Below are 20938 nucleotides of genomic sequence, written 5' to 3'. Positions count from 1 at the left end.
ACTGCTTTATAGTCATGCAGAATTGCATCAAGGGCTTGAAATGGATTGGGATAACGCACGGATATTTCTGGCGATCCACCGCGTGGGGACGCTGCGCGGCGCTGCGGCGGTTCTGCAGATCGACCAGGCCACTGCCGGCCGGCGTTTGGCCGCATTGGAAGCGTCGTTGGACGCGCGACTTTTCCTGCGCACGCCCGGCGGGTACGTGCCGACGGCGGCGGGCGAGCTGGCCTTTGCCGCCGCCGAGCGCATGGAGCAGGCGGCTGACCAGCTTCAACGCCAGATGCAGGGGCTGGATCACCGACTGTCCGGCGTCGTCCGGGTAGCGACTTCGGAAACAGTGGCCCGCTACTTCATCATGGAAGCCATCAAGCGGGTCCATGCCGAGCACCCGGATATCCGCGTGGTGCTGTCCACCGGCATTCAGATCAGCAATCTGACGCGCCGCGAGGCCGATCTGGCCATCCGCAACATCAAGCCCGACAACCCCGACCTGATCCATCGCCATCTGGCGCGCAAGGAGGTGGGGTTGTACGCGTCGCGGGCGTACCTGGCCGCGCATGGTGAACCCAGGCCCGGCACCGCGTTCGCGGGGCACACCTTGATCGCGTATCAGCAGGCCGTGCTGCCCGGCTGGTCGGACTCGCTATGCGGCGAGCCCACCCGCAACGGCCGCATCGGCGTCGAGGTGAATTCCGGGCTGATGATCATCGACGCGGTGGTGGCGGGACTGGGCATCGGCGAGTTGCCGACCCACATGGCGCCGGACCATCCCGAACTGGTGCGGATCTGGCCAGCCCGCAGCGAGGCCTATGACCTGTGGCTGGTGATGCATGGCGACCTGAACCGCACCGCGCGCGTGAGGGCGGTGGCGGACGCGATTGTCGACGTCTTCGAAGAGAGCAATTAGCGGCAAGCCGAGGGTTGTGGAGCGGCGAGACTGGCGCTAAGGTTTGCTGGCCCGCAGAAAAATCCACATTTTCAGGAGTCGCGCGTGTCCGATCTTTGGCGTTTGTCCGCAGTTGAGCTTGCCTCCCTTGTCCGCAAGCGTGAGGTGTCCGCCGTGCAGGCTGCGCAAAGCGCGCTGCAACGGCTCGATGCCGTCAATCCCGCGATCAACGCGGTGGTGGATCACCGGCCCGAGGACGTGCTGGCGCAGGCGGCCGAGGTGGACGCGGCGCTCGCGCGCGGGGAAGATCCCGGCCTGCTGGCGGGTGTGCCCGTCACCGTGAAGGTCAACGTGGATCAGGCAGGCTTTGCCACGACTAACGGCGTGCGTCTGCAGAAGGACCTGATCGCCGAACGGAACAGTCCCGTCGTCGACAACTTGCGGCGCGCCGGTGCGGTGATCGTGGGCAGGACCAATACGCCGGCGTTTTCGCTGCGCTGGTTTACCGGCAACGCGCTGCATGGCGATACGCGCAATCCCCGTAATCCGGCGTTGACGCCGGGCGGCTCGTCGGGCGGCGCCGCGTCTGCGGTGGCGGCCGGCATCGGGCATCTGGCGCATGGCACGGACATCGCTGGTTCGATCCGTTATCCGGCGTATGCGTGCGGCGTGCATGGCCTGCGTCCGTCGCTGGGCCGGGTGGCGGCGTATAACGCGGCGCTGCCGGAGCGGTCGATTGGCGGTCAGATCACGGCGGTGTCGGGTCCGTTGGGGCGCACCATTGCCGATATCCGGTTGGGGCTGGCCGCGCTGGCCGCGCCGGATCCGCGTGATCCGTGGTGGGTGCCCGCGCCGCTGACCGGCCCGGATGTGCCGAAGCGCGCCGCGCTGTGTTTGAACCCCGACGGCATGGACACCGATCCGGCCATCGTGAAGGCCTTGCAGGAAGCGGCGCGGCGGCTGAGCGAAGCAGGCTGGACGGTCGATACGCTGGAAGCGATACCCCCGATGCAGGAGGCCGCCGACCTGCAGATCCGCATGTGGATGGCCGACGGCTATGACGCCATGGTGGCGGCAGCGGAAAAAGAGGGCGACCGAGGCGCGTTGGTGGCGCTGGCCGGGCAGCGCGACAAGGCGGCAAGCGCCGATCTGACAAGCTTTTCGGCGGTGTTGACGCGCCGTGCGACGCTCACGCGCCTGTGGGAGGTGTTTTTTGCCGAGTATCCGGTGCTATTGCTGCCGGTGTCGGCCGAATTGCCGTTCCCCGACAACCTTGACCTGCAGGGCGACGCGGCCTACGCGCGGGTCTGGCGCGCGCAGATGACCCAAATTGGGCTGCCGTTCATGGGCCTGCCCGGACTGTCCGTGGCCATGGGTAGCGCGATGAGCAGCGCGGGGCCCAGTCCGGTGGGTGTGCAGGTGGTGGCGGGGCGGTTCCGAGAGGACCTGTGCCTGGCAGCCGGTGAAATCATCGAGGCGGGCGGCGAGGCGGTCGGCATCGCGGAGCCGGCGCTTCGATAACAGCGTCAACGGCGACGGGCCGGGGGGCGGTGGTCGGTGGCCGTGGCATTGCTGTTGGCCGGTAGCTGTGACCCGCGACCGTCGCAGTGAATCGTGGGTTGCGCCAGGGCTGGCCCCGCCTCATCCACCGGCGTGCGTGTTCAGCCGCCGAAGCGCACCTTCAGCACGCCCAGATCGCCGTACGTCAGTTCGACCTCCTTATTCGCGGGGACGTCCAGGAAGCCCGCGTACGATCCGGTGATGACATGCTGGCCGGCCGTCAGACCCAGACCTTGCTCTCGCAGGAAGTTGGCCAGCCAATACAGTCCGGCTTTGGGACGATCGTTGGGGTGGATGCCGGCGTGCTGCTCGACTTCGACGCCGTCGACCTTGAGCGTGATGGTCATGCAGCCCGGCGCTGCATCGGGCGATGAAATGCGGGGGCCAAGCACCAGTCCCTGATTGAACATGTGGTCCGCCAGCAGTTCGGGCAGGCTGGCGTGTTCCGGGGACGCGTAGCGACAGCCCAGGACTTCCAGCGCCAGGCGGGCGCCGCCCACCGCGGCGTCGATCTCGGCGTCGGTGTACGGCGTGTCGCGCGGCGGCAGGTCGCGGGCAAGCTCAAATGCGATCTCGGGCTCAATGCGCACGATGTCGCTGCCGGCGGCGATGGGGCCGGCCGCGGCGTCCGCCGTGCCTGATGCGTAGATGGGCGCCACGACGGTTTTTTCCGGGGACGGCAGCGCGCTTTTCCAGGCGGCGATGCTGTCCTGGCGAGTCTCGCGCAGCAGTTCGGCCGTGCGCTGCTGCACCGCAAATGCCTGGCCCAAGGACTGCGGGCGGCATTCGGCGGGCAGGCGCGGGCCGGCGATGCCCGACTGGCGCGCGGCAATCAGGAAGCGCGCCGCATCGACGCTGCCGGGATAGTCTTCAAACTTGATCTGCATGCGTTCAGACTCCAAGGAACAGCATGATCCACAACACGATCATGGCAATCAGACCCAGCCAGCACGAGCCCCAGAAACCGACGATCGGCCATTTCAGGGCGAGCGGGATCTTCTTGGGTTCGACGTGGGACAGTAGGTCGTTGGCGTTGCCGATCAGCCAGAAACGCGTGCCCGGAAACATCAGGCGGAAGAAGTAATCCAGCATGATCGCGGCCTGGATCGCCAGCGGAAACTGCTTGAACGGCCGGTGCTGCAGGTACGGGTGCTTGAGCGCCGCGTTGACCTGCTTGGTCTTGACGAAGAACAGCACGATGCCGCTGATCGTGCAGGTGATGAAACAGAGCACGAAAAGGCTGAAGGCCATGGCCATGACGGGTGAATGCATGGGGATCTCAACGATGCGCGGCCGGGCCGCGTGGGATGGACAAATTCAGGCAAAAAAGCTGGCCCTATTGTAGAGGGCTTGGCGCGGCCCCGTGTTCAGGGCCGCGTCAGTACGAGCGCGGGCGCGCCCGGGCTGTCAGCCGCGGGTCTGGCCTTCGCCGTTCAGCACCCACTTGAGCGTGGTCAGGCCTTCCAGGCCCACGGGGCCGCGCGCATGCAGACGGTTCGTGGAGATGCCGATCTCGGCGCCCAGGCCGTACTCGAAGCCGTCCGCAAAGCAGGTCGGAAGGTTGACGTAGACCGAGCTGGAGTCGACCTCGCGCTGAAAGCGCTGCGCCGCCGACAGGTCTTGCGTGACGATCGCGTCGGTGTGGCCCGAGCCGTAGCGTGCGATGTGTTCGATGGCGTCGTCCAGCGTGTCGACGATGCGCACGGCCAGGATGGGCGCCAGGTATTCGGTGGCCCAGTCTTCTTCGGTGGCGGGCGTGGCGTGAGGCAGCAGCGCCAGTGTGCGCGGGCAGCCCCGCAGTTCCACGCCGTGTTCGGTGAAGGCGGCGGCCAGGCTGGGCAGGATGGACACGGCGGCCACCGCGTCGATCAGCAGCGTCTCCATGGCGCCGCAGATGCCGTAGCGGTAGGTCTTGGCGTTCAGGGCGATGGCGTGGGCCTTGTCCGGATCCGCCGCGGCGTCGATGTAGATATGGCAGTTGCCGTCCAGGTGCTTGATGAGCGGCACGCGCGCCTCTTGGGACAGGCGGGCAATGAGGCCCTTGCCGCCGCGCGGCACGATCACGTCGATGTGTTCGGTCATGGTGATAAGCGCGCCCACGGCCGCGCGGTCGGCGGTGGCGACGACCTGCACCGCATCCTGCGGCAGGCCGGCGGCGGCCAGGCCCGTTTGCACGATGCGGCCGAGCGCGACGTTGGAGTGCAGGGCCTCGCTGCCGCCGCGCAGGATGGCGGCATTGCCGGACTTCAGGCACAGGGCCGCGGCGTCGATGGTGACGTTGGGGCGCGATTCGTAAATGATGCCGATCACGCCTAATGGCACGCGCATCTGGGCGACGCGCATGCCATTGGGCCGGACGGTGGTGGCGGTGATGCTGCCGATCGGATCGGGCAGGGCGGCGATCTGGCGCAGGCCTTCTGCCATGTGCGCCAGCGTCTTGTCCGACAGCGTCAGGCGGTCCAGCAGCGCGGGCTCCAGCCCATTGGCACGGGCAGCGGCCACGTCTTTTTCGTTGGCGGCTTTCAGTTCGTCGTGGCTGGCGGCCAGGGCGTCGGCCATGGCGATCAGCGCCTGGTTTTTTGCGGCGCTGTCTGCGCGCATCATGGCGCGCGAGGCGCGGCGGGCGTTTTCGCCCAGGGTGAGCATGGCTTGTTCGATGGAGGACGAGGACATGGCGGCGTCGATCATGTGATGGGGCGGCGCGGGCGCCGCCTGGAGATTCAGTGTATATCCGGCTGTCGGGCCGGGCGAGATCCGGTCTGGGGGCCGGGTGTGGGAGCGCAAGGGGGACGAGGCGAAGGCGGCGGCGAGGCCGCCTTCACGGTCGTCCGCCGGCGGCGGCCACGCGCAGGGCCAGCCGGGTCATTTCTTCCCAGGGATCCGCGAGGCGGCCGGGCACCGAGAGGCCCTTGATGAGGCGGTCGACTTCGTGGGCGTGCTGCACGGCGGCAGGCCAGACGCCGGGCTGGACCCGGTTCAGGGCCTGCAGCGCCAAGCGTTCGTGGGCGCCGAAGATGCGCAGGCGGCGCATGAGGCCGTTGGCGTCCTGTCCCAACGCGCGCGCCTCGGCAATACGGGCAAGCAGGCGGATTTCTTCGCCGACCGCCCACAGCACCAGCGGCAGGGCTTCGCCTTCGGCGCGCAAGCCGTCGATCATGCGGATGGTGCGTCCGATGTCGCCGGCCAGCATGGCGTCGCGCAGGCCGAAGACGTCGTAGCGGGCGACGTTCAGCACGGCGCGCTCCACGTCCTCGGGGGCGAGCTGGCCCTCGGGGTAGAGCAGGCCGAGCTTCTGGATTTCCTGGTGGGCGGCCAGCAGATTGCCTTCGACCTTGTCCGCCATCCATTGCAGCGTGGCGCTGTCGGCGCGCTGGTTCTGGCGCGCCAAGCGCATGCCGACCCAGGCGGGCAGGCGGCCGCGTTCGATGTTGGCGATGTCGACGGCCATGCCGGCGCGCACCAGCGCTTGCATCCAGCGGCTTTCGCGGGTGGCCTTGTCCAGACGCGGCAAGGCGATCAAGACGAGCGTATCGGCCTCGGGCTGCTTTTCGGCCTGTTCGGCCAGCTTGGTCAGGGTGTCGGCGCCGGATTTGCCCGGCTTGCCGGTGGGGATCTTGATTTCAAGGATGCGGCGGTCGCCGAACAGCGACACGCTCTGGGTGGCGGCGAGAACCGCGCTCCAGTCGCTACGCGCGTCCATCACCATGGACAGGCGCTCGGTGTAGCCGGCGTTGCGCGCGGCAGCGCGCAACGCGTCGACGGCTTCGGTCACCAGCAGCGGTTCGTCGCCGGAGACCGTGTACAGCGGCGCCAGCCGATTGCCGGGCCGCTGCAGGTGTTCGGCCAGCCGATCCGCGTCCAGAGGCTGTGCCATGGGCTAGCGGACGTTGGTCGGGTCGGTGACGGACGGCGTCTGCCAGGGAGTGGGCACGCGCGGCCGCTGCGGTTCGTTCGGATTGAACAGCGGCGTGTTTTCGTCGTCGCCTTCCTGCGCGGCTTCGAATGCCTTGTGCACGTCAGGCGCGGTGATGCGGCGCAGCACGCGCGAGACCAGATCGCGTTGCATGGCCTTGAACAGGGTGTCGATCTGGCCCTGCTTGGCCTGCACGACCTGATCGTCGTACGGCATTTCCCGGTAGATGGACAGCGTCGTGTCCGGGACCAGCGCGCGGCCCTGGGCGTCGATCAGGCGGAACGTGTAGTTGATGCCGAGTTCGTAGGATTCCACACGGCCCTGAGCGTTGAGCGAGACCTCGCGCAGCGTGCGCGAGTCATTGACCTGCTGGAGGATCGCCTGCGCTTCCTTGGGCGTGTCGACCAGCTTGGTGTCGGGCGAGGCCGCGCGCAGCGCGCGGCGCACGTCCGCGCCGAACTGGGTGGTATCGGGGATGCCTACGTACAGGCGTTCGAACGGCATCGGGGTCACGCCGCGCAGCGCGAAACCGCAGGCGGTGAGCAGCATGAACAGCGCCAGGCAGGCGCCGCGCAGCAGCCAGGATTGGCGGGAGAGTTGCGATTGTTGCCCGGCGAAGTACATGCTTGACCTCATCAGCCTACGACGTTGACCAGTTTGCCCGGAACCACGATGACACGCTTGGGCGGACGGCCTTCCAGGAATCGGGCGACCTCTTCCTGGCTGGCGGCCAGTTTTTCGATGTCTTCCTTGGGGGCCTTGGCGGCCACGCGGATGGAACCGCGCAGCTTGCCGTTGACCTGGAGCATCAGTTCGATCTCGTCGGCGACGAGGGCGGCTTCGTCCACGTGCGGCCACGGCGCATCGAGCAGGTCGCCGAGTTCCTTGGCGTAGCCCAGATCCTGCCACAGGTGCCAGGTGACGTGCGGCACGACCGGGTACAGCACGCGCAGCAGGACGCCGACGGTTTCGGCATAGGCTGCGTCGGCCTCGGCGCCTTCCGGCAGCTTGGCGTCGTCGATGGCGTTCAGCATCTTCATGCAGGCGGACACGACGGTGTTGTACTGGATGCGCTGGTAGTCGTAGTCGGCCTGCTTGAGCAATCCGTAGACCTCGCGGCGCAGATCCTTGACGGCGGCGGGCGCCTGCGTCCAGTCCGTACCTTGGGCCAGGCCACGGGCGATGGCTTCGCGATGGCCGTAGCTGATGGACCAGAGGCGGCGCAGGAAGCGGTTGGAACCTTCGACGCCGGAGTCGGACCATTCGAGGGTCTGCTCGGGCGGGCTGGCGAACATGACGAACAGGCGGGCCGTGTCGGCGCCCAGCGTGTCGATCAGGGATTGCGGATCGACGCCGTTGTTCTTGGACTTGGACATCGTGCCCACGCCGCCGTAGTTGATGGCCGAGCCGTCCGACTTCAGCTTGGCGCCGACGATGGCGCCGCGATCGTCGTAGACGTTGTCGACGTCTTCAGGCCAGAAATACTCGATGCCGCCCTGGGGCGTCTTGCGCGAGTAGATGTGGTTCAGCACCATGCCCTGGCACAGCAGCTTGGTGAAGGGTTCGTCGAAGTTGAGCAGGCCCATGTCGCGCATGACCTTGGTCCAGAAGCGCGCATACAGCAGGTGCAGCACGGCGTGCTCGATGCCGCCGATGTACTGGTCCATCGGCATCCAGTAGTCATTGCGCTGGTCGACCATGGCGTTGTCGTTGCCGGGCGAGGTATAGCGCATGAAGTACCAGGACGAGTCCACGAACGTGTCCATCGTGTCCGTTTCGCGGCGCGCGGGCTTGCCGCACTTGGGGCAGGCGCAGGACAGGAATGCCTCGTTCTTGGCCAGCGGATTGCCGCTGCCATCGGGGATGAGGTCGTCGGGCAGGACCACGGGCAGGTCCTTTTCCGGGACCGGCACCGGGCCGCAGTCTTCGCAGTGGATGATCGGGATCGGGGTGCCCCAGTAGCGCTGGCGCGAAATGCCCCAGTCGCGCAGGCGCCACGTGGTCTGCTTTTCGCCCAGGCCCTTTTCGCCGAGGTCGGCCGCGATGGCGTCCACGGCTTCCTTGTAGGACAGGCCGTCGTACTTGCCGGAATTGATGGTGCGGCCCGATTGCTTGTCGCCGTACCATTCCTGCCAGGCGTCGGTGGAGTAGTCCTTGCCGGCCACGTCCACGACCTGCACGATGGGCAGGTTGTATTTCTTGGCGAAGGCGAAGTCGCGCTCGTCGTGCGACGGCACGCCCATGACGGCGCCGTCGCCGTAGGTCATGAGCACGTAGTTGCCGACCCAGACTTCGACCTGCGCGCCCGTGATGGGGTGCGTGACGAACAGGCCCGTGGGCATGCCTTCTTTTTCACGCGTGGCCATTTCGGCCTCGGTGGTGCCGCCAAGCTTGCATTGTTCGATGAACGCGGCCAGCGGCGCATTGTTGGCCGCCGCGTGCGAGGCCAGCGGGTGTTCGGGCGCCACGGCGCAGAACGTCACGCCCATGATCGTGTCGGCGCGGGTGGTGAAGACGTACAGCTTGCCGTCCTGGATCAGCTGGCCGTCCTGGCCGGCGATCTGGTGCGGGAAGGCAAAGCGCAGGCCTTCGGACTTGCCGATCCAGTTTTCCTGCATCAGGCGCACGCGCTCGGGCCAGCCGGGCAGGTCGTTCTGAACGGCGCCCAGCAGTTCGTCGGCGTAATCGGTGATGCGCAGGTAGTAACCGGGGATCTCGCGCTTTTCAACGAGGGCGCCGGAACGCCAGCCGCGGCCGTCGATGACCTGTTCGTTGGCCAGCACGGTCTGGTCGACCGGATCCCAGTTGACGACCTGGGTCTTGCGGTAGGCCACGCCCTTTTCGAGCATCTTCAGGAACAGCCACTGATTCCACTTGTAGTACTGCGGATCGCAGGCGCACATTTCGCGCGTCCAATCGATTGCCAGACCCATCGCCTTCATCTGCTTCTTCATGTAGGCGATGTTGTCGTAGGTCCACTTGGCGGGCGGCACCTTGGACTTGATGGCGGCGTTTTCCGCCGGCATGCCGAAGGCGTCCCAGCCCATGGGCATGAGCACGTTGTAGCCGCGCATGCGCAGCTGGCGGGCCATCATGTCGTTGATGGTGTAGTTGCGCACGTGGCCCATGTGCAGCTTGCCGCTGGGATAGGGCAGCATGGAGCAGGCGTAGAACTTGGGCTTTTCGGAGCCGTCGGGGTTCTTGGCGTGTTCGTGGACCAGATAGACGTCGCGGGCCTGCCAGTCTTGTTGGGCGGCCGCTTCGACGGTAGTGGGGAGGTAGCGTTCCTGCATGGGCTCGTGCGCGGTGGCAAAAAAGGGGTGAGCCGCCCCATCGCGCCGGGGCGCGGTGGCGGTCAAAACCCCTGATTATAGGAGGTGCTAGGCGCTGGCAGGGGGCGAGGGCATTTCGGGGATGCGCGCACTGGGCGCAAGCGCGCCATAAGCCAGCGTGAGGGTTGCCAGAACGGCGCCCGCGATCACCACCGCGGGCCAGCCGAAATGGGCGTACAACCAGGACGAAACCAGCGAACCCGACGCGCCGCCGATGAAGTAGCAGGTGACGTAACCGGCGGTCAGGCGGCTGCGCGCCTCGGGCCGCAGGCGGTAGATGGAGCTGGTGTTGGTGACGTGTACGCCCTGGATCGCCAGATCCTGCACCAGGATGCCGGCCAGCAGAGCAAGCACCGACACCTGCCCGAAGGCCATCAGTCCCCAGGAACCCAGCAGAAGCAGCAGACCCACTCGGGTGGCGAGATTGCCCAGACCCCGGTCGGCGAGGCGCCCGAAGCGGTTGGCAGCGTAGGCCCCCGCTGCGCCCGCCACGCCAAACAGGCCGATGGTGGTGTTGCTGTATTCATAGGGCGCGCCAGCCAGAAGGAAGGTCAGCGGCGTCCACAGCATGCTGAAGGCGGCGAACAGCAGCCCGCCGATGAGGGACCGGGCGCGGAACAGGGGTTCCTCGACGAACATGCGCAGGATGGAGCCCAGCAGCTGCGGATAGCTCATTGCCGTGGGGCTCTGGTAGCGAGGCAATACGCGCCACAGGACGGCGGACATGCACAGCATCAGGATGGCGGCGACCCAATACACCGTGCGCCAGCTGCCCACGTCGGCCAGCGCGCCCGCCGCGGTGCGGGCCAGCAGGATGCCCAGCAGCAGCCCGCTCATGACCGTGCCCACGGCCTTGCCGCGCTCGTGGGGCGCCGCCAGCGTGGCCGCGAACGGCACGAGGATCTGGGCGACGACGGACAGCATGCCGGTCAGCGCGGTGCCGATGATGAGCATCGAGATGCTGGTGGAGAAGGCGGAAATCAGCAGGCCACCCGCCGATAGCAGGTTCATCAGCACGATCAGCGAACGGCGCTCGAACATGTCGCCCAGCGGCACCAGCAGCATCAGCCCCACGGCGTAGCTGAGCTGCGCGGTGGTGACGATCGTGCCGGCGGTGGCGTTCGAAATCGAGAACTGCTGGCCGATGGTGTGCAAGAGGGGCTGCGCGTAGTAGTTGCTGGCGACGGCCAGGCCGGTCGCCACCGACATCAGGAGGATGATGGGGGCGGTGAGGGTCGGGGTGGTTTGTTCGGTGGAAGTCACTGATCTGAAGCGGAAAGGGTATTGAAGATGAAGCGGTCGCTACGGGTTATGCACCGACGCTGCCGGGCGTGTCCTGGTCCTGCTTGAGCAGCAGTTTCTTCAGCAGACCGGCCAATTGCCGGCGCTCGGCCGCCGACAGCGGTTCGAGAAATTCATTCAGATCGGCCAGATAGTCCTTGAGCACGACCTTGATGACCCGCAGACCTTCGGCGGTGAGCGACACGATGATGCCGCGCCGGTCCTCGGGATTGGGATTGCGCACGAGCAGCCCGGCCTGTTCCAGCCTGTCCAGGCGATTGGTCATGGCGCCGGACGTGAGCAACAGGGCTTCCACAAGCTTTTGCGGATTCATGGCGTGGGGGGCGCCAGTGCGGTAGAGCGTGGCGAGCACGTCGAATTCGCCTTGGTGCAGGTTGTATTGGCGAAAGGTGCGGTTGACGTTGCGGGCCGCGAAGGCATTCAGGCGGAAGAGACGCGCAACGACCGACATGGCGGAGAAGTCTTGCGACGGGCACTCTTTGGCCCACTGCGAAATCACGAGATCGACGAGGTCATTCATGGCGAGTGGCTATTGTTTTAATGTGAAGTATCTTCACGTAAAGACAAAATTCTAGCAGCGGCTAGGGATCAACGCAAAGCGGGGGCGGCATCACGCAAAGCGCGCGCGAAAAAAAGAAAGGCCCGCCTCTTGCGAGGCGGGCCTTTCCGGCTTGACCGGAGACTGCGCGTAATTAAATTACTGCGCGGCGTCCTTCAGCTTCTTGAGCGGGCGAACCTTCACCTTGACCGAAGCCGGCTTGGCGGGGAACCAGCGCTCTTCGCCCGTGAACGGATCCTTGCCGAAGCGCTTGGCCTTGGCGGGAACCTTTTGCACGGCAACCTTGAACAGGCCGGGCAGCGTGAATTCGCCAGCGCCCTTCTTGTCCACGGAACCCAGCACCGAGGTTTCCAGGCTGGCCAGGACGGCCTTGACCGACTTGGCTTCGACGCCCGATTGCTCAACGATGTAGGCGATGAGCTGGGTCTTGTTCATCGCGGCCTTGATGGCCTTGGGGGCGGCAGCGACCTTCTTGGCGGCGACGGCCTTCTTGGCAGCCGGCTTCACGGCGGGCTTGGCGGCAGTTGCCTTCTTTGCGGGCGCCTTGACGGCGGTCTTGGTGACTTTCTTGGCAGGAGCTTTAGCTTTCGTGGCCATGGTCAAAATCCGTATGTTGAGGACATGGAGCAGCGCGTGCCGGATATCGGCATTTGACGCTACGCGCCCGATGATAGCGGAAGAGTGGCGGTAAAAGCGGCTTTCCAACGGGTTTTAAGCCACTGTTTGTTGTTTTCGACGCAGAAAAGTGCTTTCTGCAAGGGGTTTCGCAAGATGTCGTGACATTCGCCGGCGTTTTCGCGGGCCATAGCCGCAGGCCGCGCGCGCGATGGAAAACGCTGCGAAGGCGCGCGGTCAGACGCCGTCGCGAGGCATGCGGATGAACCTATCTGGCGGCGCATGTTCCAATTGCGGGCGGCGCGCGCGGCAGGCAGGCGCGGAAAGTGCCTGAAATCAGGCCTTTCCCTTGCAATCGCGCGCACCCGAAGAAAACCAGAACATGGAAGTGAAGCAGCTATATGTTGATGAAGAAGTTGGCGGCGAGCCTGCTCGTTGCGACCGCTTGTATATCCAGCGCAATGGCGCAATCGATGCCCGCGCCAGCGCTGTCGGCCAAGGCCTGGCTGCTGCTGGATGAAACCAGCGGCCAGGTCATTGCGTCGCACGCGGCCACGACGCGCATCGAGCCGGCGTCCCTGACCAAGATCATGACGGCCTATGTGGTGTTCGAGGCGTTGACCAAGAAAGAGCTGACGGCGAACCAGCTCGTCACGATCTCGACGCGGGCCTGGAAGGTGCCGGCGGGAAGTTCAAAGATGTTCCTGGAGCCAGACACCAAGGTGTCGGTGGACGACCTGCTGCGCGGGTTGATGATCCAATCGGGCAATGACGCGGCCGTCGCGCTGGCGGAGGCCGTGTCGGGCAGCGTCGAAGCCTTTGTCGAACGCATGAACGACACCGCCGCGCGTCTGGGCTTGCACGCCACGCGTTTCGCCAGTCCGCACGGGCTGCCGGATCCGAATACGTACTCCACCGCGAGCGACCTGTCGATCCTGGCCACGCGCTTCATCCGCGATTTTCCTCAGCTCTACAAGACCTACGACTCGGCCAAACAGTTCACCTTCAACAAGATCACGCAGCCCAACCGCAACCGGCTGCTGTGGCTGGATCCCAGCGTTGATGGGTTGAAGACCGGACATACGGCATCGGCCGGCTATTGCATCATTGCCTCGGCGCGCCGGCCCAATGGCAGCGATCAGCGGCGGCTGATCACGGTGGTGGTCGGCACTGCGTCCGACAAGCTGCGCACGCAGGAAAGCCGCGAGTTGCTGGAATGGGGCTTCCAGGGGTTCAATACCATCAAGCTCTACGCGAGCGGGCAAACCGTCGCGACGCCGGAGGTCTGGAAGGGCGAGGCGGACAGCATGAAGGTCGGCTTCTCGCGGGACGCGTACGTCACCGTGCCCGCCGGCGCGAAGGTCGAATCGGTCTGGGCGCCGCAGGCGCCGCTGGTTGCGCCGATCGCCGCGCAATCGACGGTGGGCGAACTGCGGGTGACGGTCGACGGCAAGCCCGCCATGCACTTCCCGGTTGTCGCGCTAGAGCCGGTGGCCGAGGCGGGCATTGCCGGCCGCGCGTGGGACTCCATCCGTTTGTGGTGGCGCGGCACGCAGGGATAACGCAACACGATTTCGGAGGTAGGCGATGGCAGTGAGCTTTCCAGGCGGACCGGCCGCGGCGCCGGGCCCTGACGATCCGCTGGCGCTGCTGTCAGCCTGTCACGGACGCATCGCGCGCCAATGCGCCACGCTGGCGCGGCTGGCGGCGCACCTGCCCGCGCATGGCAGCGACGCTGCGGCGCAAACCGCCGCCACCAGTGTGCGCCGGTATTTCGACACGGCCGCCGCCCATCACCACGAAGACGAAGAAGAGGACCTGTTTCCCGCCCTGATCGATTCCATGGCGGGGTCCGACGCGGTGTGCCTGCACGCGCTGGTTGACGGTCTGATGGCTGATCATCGGCATTTGGCCGGACTGTGGGAACCCCTGCGCGAGACGCTGTCCGAGATTGCGGCGGGTCGGCCGGCGCAATTGCCGGCGCAGCAGGTCCAGGCCTTCACCGACGCCTACAACGCGCACATCCGGCGCGAAGAGGACGAGCTGCTGCCGATGGCGGCGCGGCTGATTCCTGACGATGCGCTGGCCGCGATCGGCCAGGCCATGAAGGCGCGCCGCGGCGGTGAAGCGGGCTGATTCGCTGATTGCCGCGTTGCGTGGTCAAGGTCGAGCGTTTACCCTAGCCGGACCGGCGTGAACGCCGATGCCCAGGGAACAAGACAGGATGATGCAGGGGGGAATGAACGTCGCGCGCCGGCTTTTCGGCTCGTGGGTGGACGACGTCAACCGGTTGACGCTGCGCGCCGATCTGGCGGCGGGCCTGTTGGGGGCGTTGCTGGTGCTGCCGCAGGGCGTTGCGTTTGCCACGCTGGCGGGCCTGCCGCCGGAGTACGGCCTGTATTCGGCCATCGTGCCCTGTATCGTGGCGGCGTTGTTCGGCTCCAGCCGCCATGTGATGTCGGGCCCGACCAACGCGAATTCGCTGGCGCTGTTTGCCGTGCTGGCGCCGCTGGCGGCTGCGGGCAGCCCCGCCTATATCCAGCTTGCGCTTGCCGTGACCGTGCTGGTCGGCGTCATGCAGTGGCTGGTGGGTGTCTTGCGGCTGGGATCTCTGGCGCACTTCATATCACCGTCGGCGTTGTTCGGCTTTACCAGCGGCGCGGCCGTGCTGATCGCGGTGCATGCGTTGAAGGACGCGCTGGGCCTGCCGTCGCCAGAAGCGCACGGCGCGGGGGCGGTGCTGGAAAGCGTCGCCACGCATCTCGGGCAGGTGCATCCCGGCGCCTTGCTGGTGACGTTGGTCACCCTGGTCACGGCATTGCTGGCACGCAGGTTCGACAAGCGCAAACCTTACATGCTGCTCGGCCTGGCTGCGGGGACATTCGCGGCATGGGTTTTCAATACGTGGATCCTGGCCCCCGGGGACGCGCCGGTTCCCGTGCTGGGCGCGATCGCGCAACCGTGGCCGCCGTTTCATGTGCCCAGCGTCGACTGGCGCGCGCTTCCCGATCTGCTGAGCCTGGCGTTCGCGCTGACCATCGTGGCGCTGGCGCAGTCCATTTCCATCGCCAAGGCGGTGGCGACGCGTTCCGGGCAGCGCATCGACGCGAACCGCGAGTTTGTGGGGCAGGGTCTGTCCAACGTCGTCGGCGGGTTCTTTTCCTGTTATCTGTCGTGCGGATCGCTCAATCGGTCCATTCCCAACTTCGAGGCCGGCGCGAAGACGCCGCTGGCGTCAGTGTTTTCCGCGTTGTTGCTGATGCTGCTGGTGGCGGTGTCCGCCCCGTTGCTGGCGTTGATTCCGCATGCCGCGATCGCGGGGTTGCTGTTGCTGGTGGCCTGGACGCTGCTGGACGTGCCGCGCTGGCGGCACCTGCTGCGCACGCAGCCTGGCGAATGCGCCATCGCCGGTGCCACGCTGGCCGCAACGATCGCTATCCGCATGGAAGTCGCGATCCTGCTGGGCACCGTGCTGTCGCTCATGGTGTATCTGCACCGCACGTCGCGGCCGGCGATGCGCACAATGGGATTTGATTCGCGCGGGCTGGATCGCCGCTTCGTCGTGCTGGAGCATCAACCCGACGCGTTGCCGGAATGTCCCCAACTGAAGCTGCTGCGCATGGAAGGGTCGGTCTATTTCGGCGCGGCGGCGCACGTGGCGCAGCGGCTGCACGACCTGCGCTCGGCGCCCGGCGCGCCGCGCCATCTGCTGGTCATGGCCAAGAGCATGAACTTCATCGACCTGGCCGGTGCTCAGGTCTGGGACGACGAACTGGCGGCCCGGCGTGCGATGGGCGGCGACCTTTATTTCCACCGGCCTCGGCCAGAGGTCATGGACATGTGGCGCCGCACCGGATTCCTGGAGCGGCTGGGCGCCGATCACATCTTTCCGGACAAGGCGACGGCATTGCATGCGATCTACGCAAAGCTGGACCGGAACATTTGCGCGGGATGCACGGCCCGGATTTTCTGGGAATGCCAGCCGGACAGCCCGCAGCGGGATGGGTGATGCGATGGTTGCGGCGGGCTGGTTGACGCAGGCGCCGTCGCGGTCCTGACGGTCCGCGGCCCGCGTTGACGTCAGGCGCCTTGCGGCGCCTCGGTGCCCAGATAAGCGGCCTTGACCCGCTCGTCAGCCGCGATGGCGGCGGGAGCGCCTTCGGCCAGCAGGCCGCCGCGCACCAGCACCGCGATGCGATCTGCGTGCTTGAACACGACGTCCAGGCTGTGTTCCGTGAACAGGACGGCGATGTGTTGCGTGTCCGCCAGCTGGCGGGTAAGGCGCATCAGCGCGTGGCGTTCGTTGGTGGCCATGCCGGCCGTGGGCTCGTCCATCAGCAACAGACGCGGCTGGTGCGCCAACGCCATCGCAAGCTCCACCCGTTTGACGTCGCCATAGGCCAGCGTGCCGCAGGCCTCGTCAGCCTTGTCCGCCATCTGCACTTGCGACAGCAGGGTCCTGGCTTCATCAACGGCATGGCGGGCGGCGCGCCGCCAAGGGTTAAAAAGCAGCCGGTCGCGGGACAGCAGGGCCGTCTGCACGTTTTCAAGCACGGTCATGGACCGGAACGTGGCCGCCGTCTGGAAGCTGCGGCCCACGCCCAGCCGGCAGATCTTGCCGGCCGACAGGCCAACAAGCTCCTGTCCGTCCAGCCGAACCGAACCCGAATCCGGGCGCAACTGCCCGCCCAGCACGTTGAAGCATGTCGACTTGCCCGCGCCATTCGGGCCGATCAAGGCCAGCATGTGTCCGGCTTGCAGGTCGAACGACACGTCGGCCAGCGCGTCGATGCCGCCGAAGGATTTGCGCAGGTTGCGCACCTGCAGCAGGGGAGCTGCCGTCGTCATGCGGACCTCCTGCGCAGGCGGGCCGCCGCGCCGGCCAGGCCTTCGGGGAAGGCCATGACCAGCGCCAGGATGGCCAGGCCCAGCACTGCGTGCCAGTATTCGGTGCTGCGCGCCGCAGCATCCTGCAGCCAGGTGTAGGAGGCCGCGCCAACGAGCGGACCGGCCAGCGTCTGGATGCCGCCCAGCAGCACCATGACCAGCCCGTCCACCGAGCGGCTTACCGCCAGCACGTCGGGCGCGATGCTGCCCTTGGAAAATGCATAGAGCGATCCGGCCAGGCCCGCCGCGAACGAGGCGGCCACAAATCCGGCCCACTGGATGCGGCGCGTGTCCATGCCCAGCGCTTCGGCGCGCAAGGACGAATCGCGCACGCCGCGCAGCGCAAAGCCCAGTGGGGAAAACGCCAGCCGCCGCAGCCACCAGACCCCGGCCGCGCACAGCACCAGCGACAGGTAATAGAACCACGGTCCTTGCGAGAGCCATGCCGAGGGCCACAAGCCGGTCAGCCCGTTGCTGCCGCCGGTCACGTCATCCCATTGATAGGTGAGCGCCCACAGGATCTGCGCGACGGCCAGCGTCAGCATGGCCAGGTACACGCCGGACAGGCGCACGCAGAACCAGCCGAACACCAGCGCGCCAAGGGCTGCGGCGAACGGGCCGAGCAGCAGCGCCGCTTCCATGGGGATGGCGGCCAGTTTCAGCAGCAACGCGGCGCCGTAGGCGCCCAGCCCGAACCACGCGGCGTGGCCGAACGAGGTCATGCCCGCCAGTCCGGTCAGAAAGTGCAGGCTGGCGGCAAACAGCGCGGCGATCAGGATCTCGGTCATCAGGATGCTGAGATAGGGCCAGTACAGCGTGGCGACGGGCACCAGCGCCAACAGAACCAGCAGCACGGCGTAGGCCAGACGCAGCCGAGGCCCAGCGGGGGCGATGGGGCGTTCGGGCGGACCGGCGTGCGAGGCCGGCGCGGGCGGCTTGCCCATCAGGCCCCAAGGCCGCACGACCAGCACCACGGCCATCACCGCGAATTCAGCCAGCAGCGTGAGCTTGGACAGGTTGAATACCCAGGGGCCGATGGCGACCTGGCCCAGGAACACGAACAGCGCCTTGACCGAGCAGATCAGGACGGCCGCCAGGAACGCGCCCGGTATCGATCCGAGCCCGCCCACGACCACCACCACGAAGGCGCTGGCTATGATCTCCAGGTCCAGGCCCAGCGTGGCGGGCACGCGCGGCGCGGCCAGCGCGCCGCCCAGGCCGGCAAGGAAGGCGCCCAGCGTGAAGGCCGACGTGAACAGCCAGGCCTGGTTCACGCCAAGGGCCGCGAGCATCGTGCGGTTTTCAGCGGCGGCGCGCAGCAACCGGCCCCAGCGCGTGCGCATGAGCAGCAGCCACAGCAGGCCCAGCACGATGGGACCGGCGGCGATCAGCAGCAGGTCGTATTCGGGGTAGCGCCGGCCCAGAATTTGCACGGCGCCCGACAGGCCTGGCGCGCGGGCGGAGAAGAGGTCTTCGGGACCCCAGACCGCCAGGGCCACGTCGCCGATGATGAGGACCAGCGCGAAAGTGGCCAGCAACTGGAAGAGTTCGGGGGCGCGGTACAGGCGCTTGAGCACCAGCAATTCGGCCGCGGCGCCGATCAGGCCGGTGGCCAGCGCCGCCAGCAGCAGCCCGAACCAGTAGCCCGCGCCGCCGCCGAAGTGGCTGGTGAAGGTCCAGGCCAGATACACGCCCAGCATGTAGAACGAGCCGTGCGCGAAGTTGACCACGCGCGTCACGCCAAAGATCAGCGACAGCCCGGCGGCGACCAGAAACAGCGCGCTGGCGTCGGCCAGGCCATTGAGTAGCTGCAGCAGCAGCCCGGATACATTCATCAGCGGGCCGGCGCCGGCCGCATCTTGCGCACCTGCTCGTCAGGCGGTTGCAGGCGGGCGCCGTCGATGTAGGCGAAATCCTTCATGATGCCCTTGCCGTCTTCGACCGCCGTCACGCCCACATAGACGCCCATCGTCGATTGATGGTCGATCTTGCGGTACTGGATGGGACCATAGGGCGTGTCCACCTTCAGGCCGGCAAAGGCGTCGACGAGCTTTTCCGTGTCGACGGAACCGGCGGCCTTCAGGCCCTGCGCAATGGACATCAGCGACGCATAGCCGACCACGGAACCGACCTTGGGCGTCTCGTTGAAGCGCTTTTTGTAGGCTTCGACGAAGGTCTTGTTGGCCGGGGTGTCGATGGCGTACCAGGGGTAGCCGGTGACGATCCAGCCGGTAGGCGTGTCGGCGCCCAGCGGTTCCAGGTACTCGGGTTCGCCGGACAAGAGCGACACGACGGGCATGTTTTCAAACAGGCCGCGCGTGTTGCCTTCGCGCACGAAGCGGGTCAGATCGGCGGCGAACAGCACATTGAAGATGGCGTCGGGCTTGGCGTCGGCCAATGCCTGCACGACCGCGCCGGCATCCACCTTGCCCAGCGGCACGGCCTGTTCGGCGACGAATTCGACGTCGGACTGGAACGACTGCATCATGGCCTTGAACGTGGCCACGGCGGATTGGCCGTATTCGTAATTGGGATAGACGATGGCCCAGCGCTTCTTGCGCAGGGCGAGCGCCTTGGGGGCCAGCGCCGCCACGTGCATCCAGGTGGAGGGACGCAGGCGGTAGGTATAGCGGTTGCCTTCCTGCCAGGTGATCTTGTCGGTCAACGGCTCGGCGGCCAGGAAGAACACCTCTTGCTGCTTGGCGAAGTCGGTCAGTGCGAGACCCGTGTTGGAAAGAAAGCCGCCGAACAGCAGCTCGACTTTTTCGCGCGCCAGCAGTTCCTGCGCGGCGCGGACCGAGTCGCCGGGGTTGCCGTTATCGTCGCGCGAGATGACCTCAAGCTTTCTGCCCAGCACGCCGCCCGCGGCGTTGACTTCTTCAAGCGCCAACTGCCAGCCCTTCTTGTACGGGCCCAGAAAGGCGGGAATGGCCTTGTAGCTGTTGATCTCGCCGATGCGGATGGGCGGTTCCTTGTCTTTCGCGGCGGCGGGGGCGGCCGGCGCCAGCGCCAGGGCGATGAGGGCGGGCGCAACGGCGCGGCGCAGCAGGGTGAGGCAGGGACGGATCATGGCGGGTTATCGCAGCGTTGAATGAATCGGGCCCCTGCGCGCGCCTGGGGCGCCGCGGGTGCGGCCTAATTGAAACATGGCCTTCAGCGCGGCGGCAAATGGCGGTGGAAAACGAATGGCACGAAAATAACGGCAATAAAAAAGGCCCTGCATGACAGGGCCTTTTTTGCGGGATACCGGCTGAATTACTTCAGCTTGGTTTCCTTGTAGTCGACGTGCTTGCGAGCGACCGGATCAAATTTCTTGATCAGCATCTTCTCGGGCATGTTGCGCTTGTTCTTGGTGGTCGTGTAGAAATGACCCGTGCCGGCAGTCGACTCGAGTTTGATCTTTTCGCGGATACCTTTGGCCATGTCGTGCTCCTAGTATGTAGATTGGCGGGGCGGCCGATTAGGCCAGTTCGCCGCGGGCACGCATGTCGGCCAGCACGGCTTCGATGCCGTTCTTGTCGATCGTGCGGATGGCCTTGGCCGAAACACGCAGGCGAACCCAGCGGTTTTCGCTTTCAACCCAGAACCGGCGCGATTGCAGGTTGGGCAGGAAGCGGCGCTTGGTCTTGTTGTTCGCGTGCGAAACATTGTTGCCCACCATCGGGCCTTTGCCGGTCACTTGGCATACGCGTGCCATGGATGCACCTCTTTAGTGTCGTTCTTGCCGCGCATCGCTTCGGGGGGGTAGACGGGGGTTTAGCCGCCGGGCTGTGTGGGCTGCGCTGTGCGCTGCCTTGGCCGGCCACCCAGTCTTAGTGGATGAGGGGGAAAGTGATTTCACCCCAGTGCTTATACCCGCTGCCTGCCACCCGCTTGAATTC

General features: G+C 66.3%; 19 protein-coding genes. 5 read left to right on the top strand and 14 right to left on the bottom strand.

The window, feature by feature from the left end:
* Window positions 1–40 precede the first annotated feature (40 nt).
* Complete coding sequence (locus AB3147_RS20780; protein ID WP_218344329.1) at window positions 41–910, top strand: LysR family transcriptional regulator; 870 nt, start codon at window positions 41–43, stop codon at window positions 908–910.
* An 84-nt stretch (window positions 911–994) separates the two neighbouring features.
* Window positions 995–2410: an amidase family protein gene (locus AB3147_RS20775; protein ID WP_343738095.1), complete on the top strand. Its 1416-nt coding sequence runs from the start codon at window positions 995–997 to the stop codon at window positions 2408–2410.
* 140 nt (window positions 2411–2550) lie between these two features.
* Here the strand turns inward: AB3147_RS20775 and AB3147_RS20770 are convergent, their stop codons facing one another.
* The 9 genes from AB3147_RS20770 to AB3147_RS20730 all read right to left on the bottom strand — a co-directional run bounded on the left by AB3147_RS20770 (window position 2551) and on the right by AB3147_RS20730 (window position 12152).
* The gene (locus tag AB3147_RS20770; protein ID WP_367352863.1) at window positions 2551–3336 is read right to left on the bottom strand and encodes a 2-keto-4-pentenoate hydratase; all 786 of its coding nucleotides are present in this window, start codon (window positions 3334–3336) and stop codon (window positions 2551–2553) included.
* 4 nt (window positions 3337–3340) lie between these two features.
* A complete protein-coding gene (locus AB3147_RS20765; protein ID WP_175185805.1) occupies window positions 3341–3721 on the bottom strand; it encodes a hypothetical protein in 381 nt (126 codons plus the stop codon).
* A 135-nt stretch (window positions 3722–3856) separates the two neighbouring features.
* The gene (locus AB3147_RS20760; protein ID WP_175139363.1) at window positions 3857–5137 is read right to left on the bottom strand and encodes a glutamate-5-semialdehyde dehydrogenase; all 1281 of its coding nucleotides are present in this window, start codon (window positions 5135–5137) and stop codon (window positions 3857–3859) included.
* 130 nt (window positions 5138–5267) lie between these two features.
* Window positions 5268–6323 (bottom strand): DNA polymerase III subunit delta, encoded by a 1056-nt coding sequence (gene holA / locus AB3147_RS20755; protein WP_239214095.1) that lies wholly within the window; start codon window positions 6321–6323, stop codon window positions 5268–5270.
* 3 nt (window positions 6324–6326) lie between these two features.
* Window positions 6327–6986, bottom strand: coding sequence for an LPS-assembly lipoprotein LptE (locus AB3147_RS20750; protein WP_175125200.1), 660 nt, complete (start codon window positions 6984–6986; stop codon window positions 6327–6329).
* A gap of 11 nt (window positions 6987–6997) precedes the next feature.
* Complete coding sequence (leuS, locus tag AB3147_RS20745; RefSeq protein ID WP_312995792.1) at window positions 6998–9655, bottom strand: leucine--tRNA ligase; 2658 nt, start codon at window positions 9653–9655, stop codon at window positions 6998–7000.
* A gap of 87 nt (window positions 9656–9742) precedes the next feature.
* Window positions 9743–10903 (bottom strand): MFS transporter, encoded by a 1161-nt coding sequence (locus AB3147_RS20740; RefSeq protein WP_367353564.1) that lies wholly within the window; start codon window positions 10901–10903, stop codon window positions 9743–9745.
* A gap of 100 nt (window positions 10904–11003) precedes the next feature.
* Window positions 11004–11516 (bottom strand): MarR family winged helix-turn-helix transcriptional regulator, encoded by a 513-nt coding sequence (locus AB3147_RS20735; protein ID WP_312995790.1) that lies wholly within the window; start codon window positions 11514–11516, stop codon window positions 11004–11006.
* A gap of 177 nt (window positions 11517–11693) precedes the next feature.
* On the bottom strand, window positions 11694–12152 hold the full coding sequence (locus AB3147_RS20730) for an HU family DNA-binding protein (RefSeq protein WP_063954526.1): 459 nt from the start codon (window positions 12150–12152) through the stop codon (window positions 11694–11696).
* 419 nt (window positions 12153–12571) lie between these two features.
* Here AB3147_RS20730 and AB3147_RS20725 point away from each other — a divergent pair, with 419 nt between their 5' ends.
* The 3 genes from AB3147_RS20725 to AB3147_RS20715 all read left to right on the top strand — a co-directional run bounded on the left by AB3147_RS20725 (window position 12572) and on the right by AB3147_RS20715 (window position 16179).
* Window positions 12572–13732 carry a D-alanyl-D-alanine carboxypeptidase family protein gene (locus AB3147_RS20725; RefSeq protein WP_367352862.1) on the top strand — a complete coding sequence of 387 codons (1161 nt, stop codon included), beginning with the start codon at window positions 12572–12574 and terminating at the stop codon, window positions 13730–13732.
* Between the two features lie 25 nt (window positions 13733–13757).
* On the top strand, window positions 13758–14306 hold the full coding sequence (locus tag AB3147_RS20720; RefSeq protein ID WP_279975236.1) for a hemerythrin domain-containing protein: 549 nt from the start codon (window positions 13758–13760) through the stop codon (window positions 14304–14306).
* Window positions 14307–14409: 103 nt separating this feature from the next.
* A complete protein-coding gene (locus AB3147_RS20715) occupies window positions 14410–16179 on the top strand; it encodes a SulP family inorganic anion transporter (RefSeq protein ID WP_367352861.1) in 1770 nt (589 codons plus the stop codon).
* Between the two features lie 71 nt (window positions 16180–16250).
* Here the strand turns inward: AB3147_RS20715 and AB3147_RS20710 are convergent, their stop codons facing one another.
* From AB3147_RS20710 to rpmB, 5 genes are all read right to left on the bottom strand, one after another.
* A complete protein-coding gene (locus AB3147_RS20710) occupies window positions 16251–17018 on the bottom strand; it encodes an ABC transporter ATP-binding protein (protein ID WP_367352860.1) in 768 nt (255 codons plus the stop codon).
* Entirely contained in the window at window positions 17015–18892 is a 1878-nt protein-coding gene (locus AB3147_RS20705) for an ABC transporter permease (protein WP_175125207.1), read from the bottom strand. The genes AB3147_RS20710 and AB3147_RS20705 overlap by 4 nt, the downstream gene beginning before the upstream one ends.
* A complete protein-coding gene (locus AB3147_RS20700; protein ID WP_175139356.1) occupies window positions 18892–20127 on the bottom strand; it encodes an ABC transporter substrate-binding protein in 1236 nt (411 codons plus the stop codon). The genes AB3147_RS20705 and AB3147_RS20700 overlap by 1 nt, the downstream gene beginning before the upstream one ends.
* 185 nt (window positions 20128–20312) lie before the next feature.
* Window positions 20313–20480, bottom strand: coding sequence for a 50S ribosomal protein L33 (gene rpmG, locus AB3147_RS20695; RefSeq protein ID WP_003810296.1), 168 nt, complete (start codon window positions 20478–20480; stop codon window positions 20313–20315).
* Between the two features lie 37 nt (window positions 20481–20517).
* Window positions 20518–20754, bottom strand: coding sequence for a 50S ribosomal protein L28 (rpmB, locus tag AB3147_RS20690; protein ID WP_076515521.1), 237 nt, complete (start codon window positions 20752–20754; stop codon window positions 20518–20520).
* Window positions 20755–20938 lie beyond the last annotated feature (184 nt).

The organism is Achromobacter animicus (assembly GCF_040775605.1).
GTDB lineage: Bacteria > Pseudomonadota > Gammaproteobacteria > Burkholderiales > Burkholderiaceae_B > Achromobacter > Achromobacter animicus.
The sequence above is the reverse complement of the archived record's forward strand: the minus strand, read 5'-3'. Positions and strand labels throughout refer to the sequence as shown.

What these genes read in the sequence shown, in the direction of transcription:
- AB3147_RS20780 (WP_218344329.1), top strand. Translation starts at nt 41, where the DNA reads ATGGATTGGGATAACGCACGGATATTTCTGGCGATCCACCGCGTGGGG.
- AB3147_RS20770 (WP_367352863.1), bottom strand. Translation starts at nt 3,336, where the DNA reads ATGCAGATCAAGTTTGAAGACTATCCCGGCAGCGTCGATGCGGCGCGC.
- AB3147_RS20765 (WP_175185805.1), bottom strand. Translation starts at nt 3,721, where the DNA reads ATGCATTCACCCGTCATGGCCATGGCCTTCAGCCTTTTCGTGCTCTGT.
- AB3147_RS20760 (WP_175139363.1), bottom strand. Translation starts at nt 5,137, where the DNA reads ATGATCGACGCCGCCATGTCCTCGTCCTCCATCGAACAAGCCATGCTC.
- holA (WP_239214095.1), bottom strand. Translation starts at nt 6,323, where the DNA reads ATGGCACAGCCTCTGGACGCGGATCGGCTGGCCGAACACCTGCAGCGG.
- AB3147_RS20750 (WP_175125200.1), bottom strand. Translation starts at nt 6,986, where the DNA reads ATGTACTTCGCCGGGCAACAATCGCAACTCTCCCGCCAATCCTGGCTG.
- leuS (WP_312995792.1), bottom strand. Translation starts at nt 9,655, where the DNA reads ATGCAGGAACGCTACCTCCCCACTACCGTCGAAGCGGCCGCCCAACAA.
- AB3147_RS20740 (WP_367353564.1), bottom strand. Translation starts at nt 10,903, where the DNA reads ATGTCGGTGGCGACCGGCCTGGCCGTCGCCAGCAACTACTACGCGCAG.
- AB3147_RS20735 (WP_312995790.1), bottom strand. Translation starts at nt 11,516, where the DNA reads ATGAATGACCTCGTCGATCTCGTGATTTCGCAGTGGGCCAAAGAGTGC.
- AB3147_RS20730 (WP_063954526.1), bottom strand. Translation starts at nt 12,152, where the DNA reads ATGGCCACGAAAGCTAAAGCTCCTGCCAAGAAAGTCACCAAGACCGCC.
- AB3147_RS20725 (WP_367352862.1), top strand. Translation starts at nt 12,572, where the DNA reads ATGTTGATGAAGAAGTTGGCGGCGAGCCTGCTCGTTGCGACCGCTTGT.
- AB3147_RS20720 (WP_279975236.1), top strand. Translation starts at nt 13,758, where the DNA reads ATGGCAGTGAGCTTTCCAGGCGGACCGGCCGCGGCGCCGGGCCCTGAC.
- AB3147_RS20715 (WP_367352861.1), top strand. Translation starts at nt 14,410, where the DNA reads ATGAACGTCGCGCGCCGGCTTTTCGGCTCGTGGGTGGACGACGTCAAC.
- AB3147_RS20710 (WP_367352860.1), bottom strand. Translation starts at nt 17,018, where the DNA reads ATGACGACGGCAGCTCCCCTGCTGCAGGTGCGCAACCTGCGCAAATCC.
- AB3147_RS20705 (WP_175125207.1), bottom strand. Translation starts at nt 18,892, where the DNA reads ATGAATGTATCCGGGCTGCTGCTGCAGCTACTCAATGGCCTGGCCGAC.
- AB3147_RS20700 (WP_175139356.1), bottom strand. Translation starts at nt 20,127, where the DNA reads ATGATCCGTCCCTGCCTCACCCTGCTGCGCCGCGCCGTTGCGCCCGCC.
- rpmG (WP_003810296.1), bottom strand. Translation starts at nt 20,480, where the DNA reads ATGGCCAAAGGTATCCGCGAAAAGATCAAACTCGAGTCGACTGCCGGC.
- rpmB (WP_076515521.1), bottom strand. Translation starts at nt 20,754, where the DNA reads ATGGCACGCGTATGCCAAGTGACCGGCAAAGGCCCGATGGTGGGCAAC.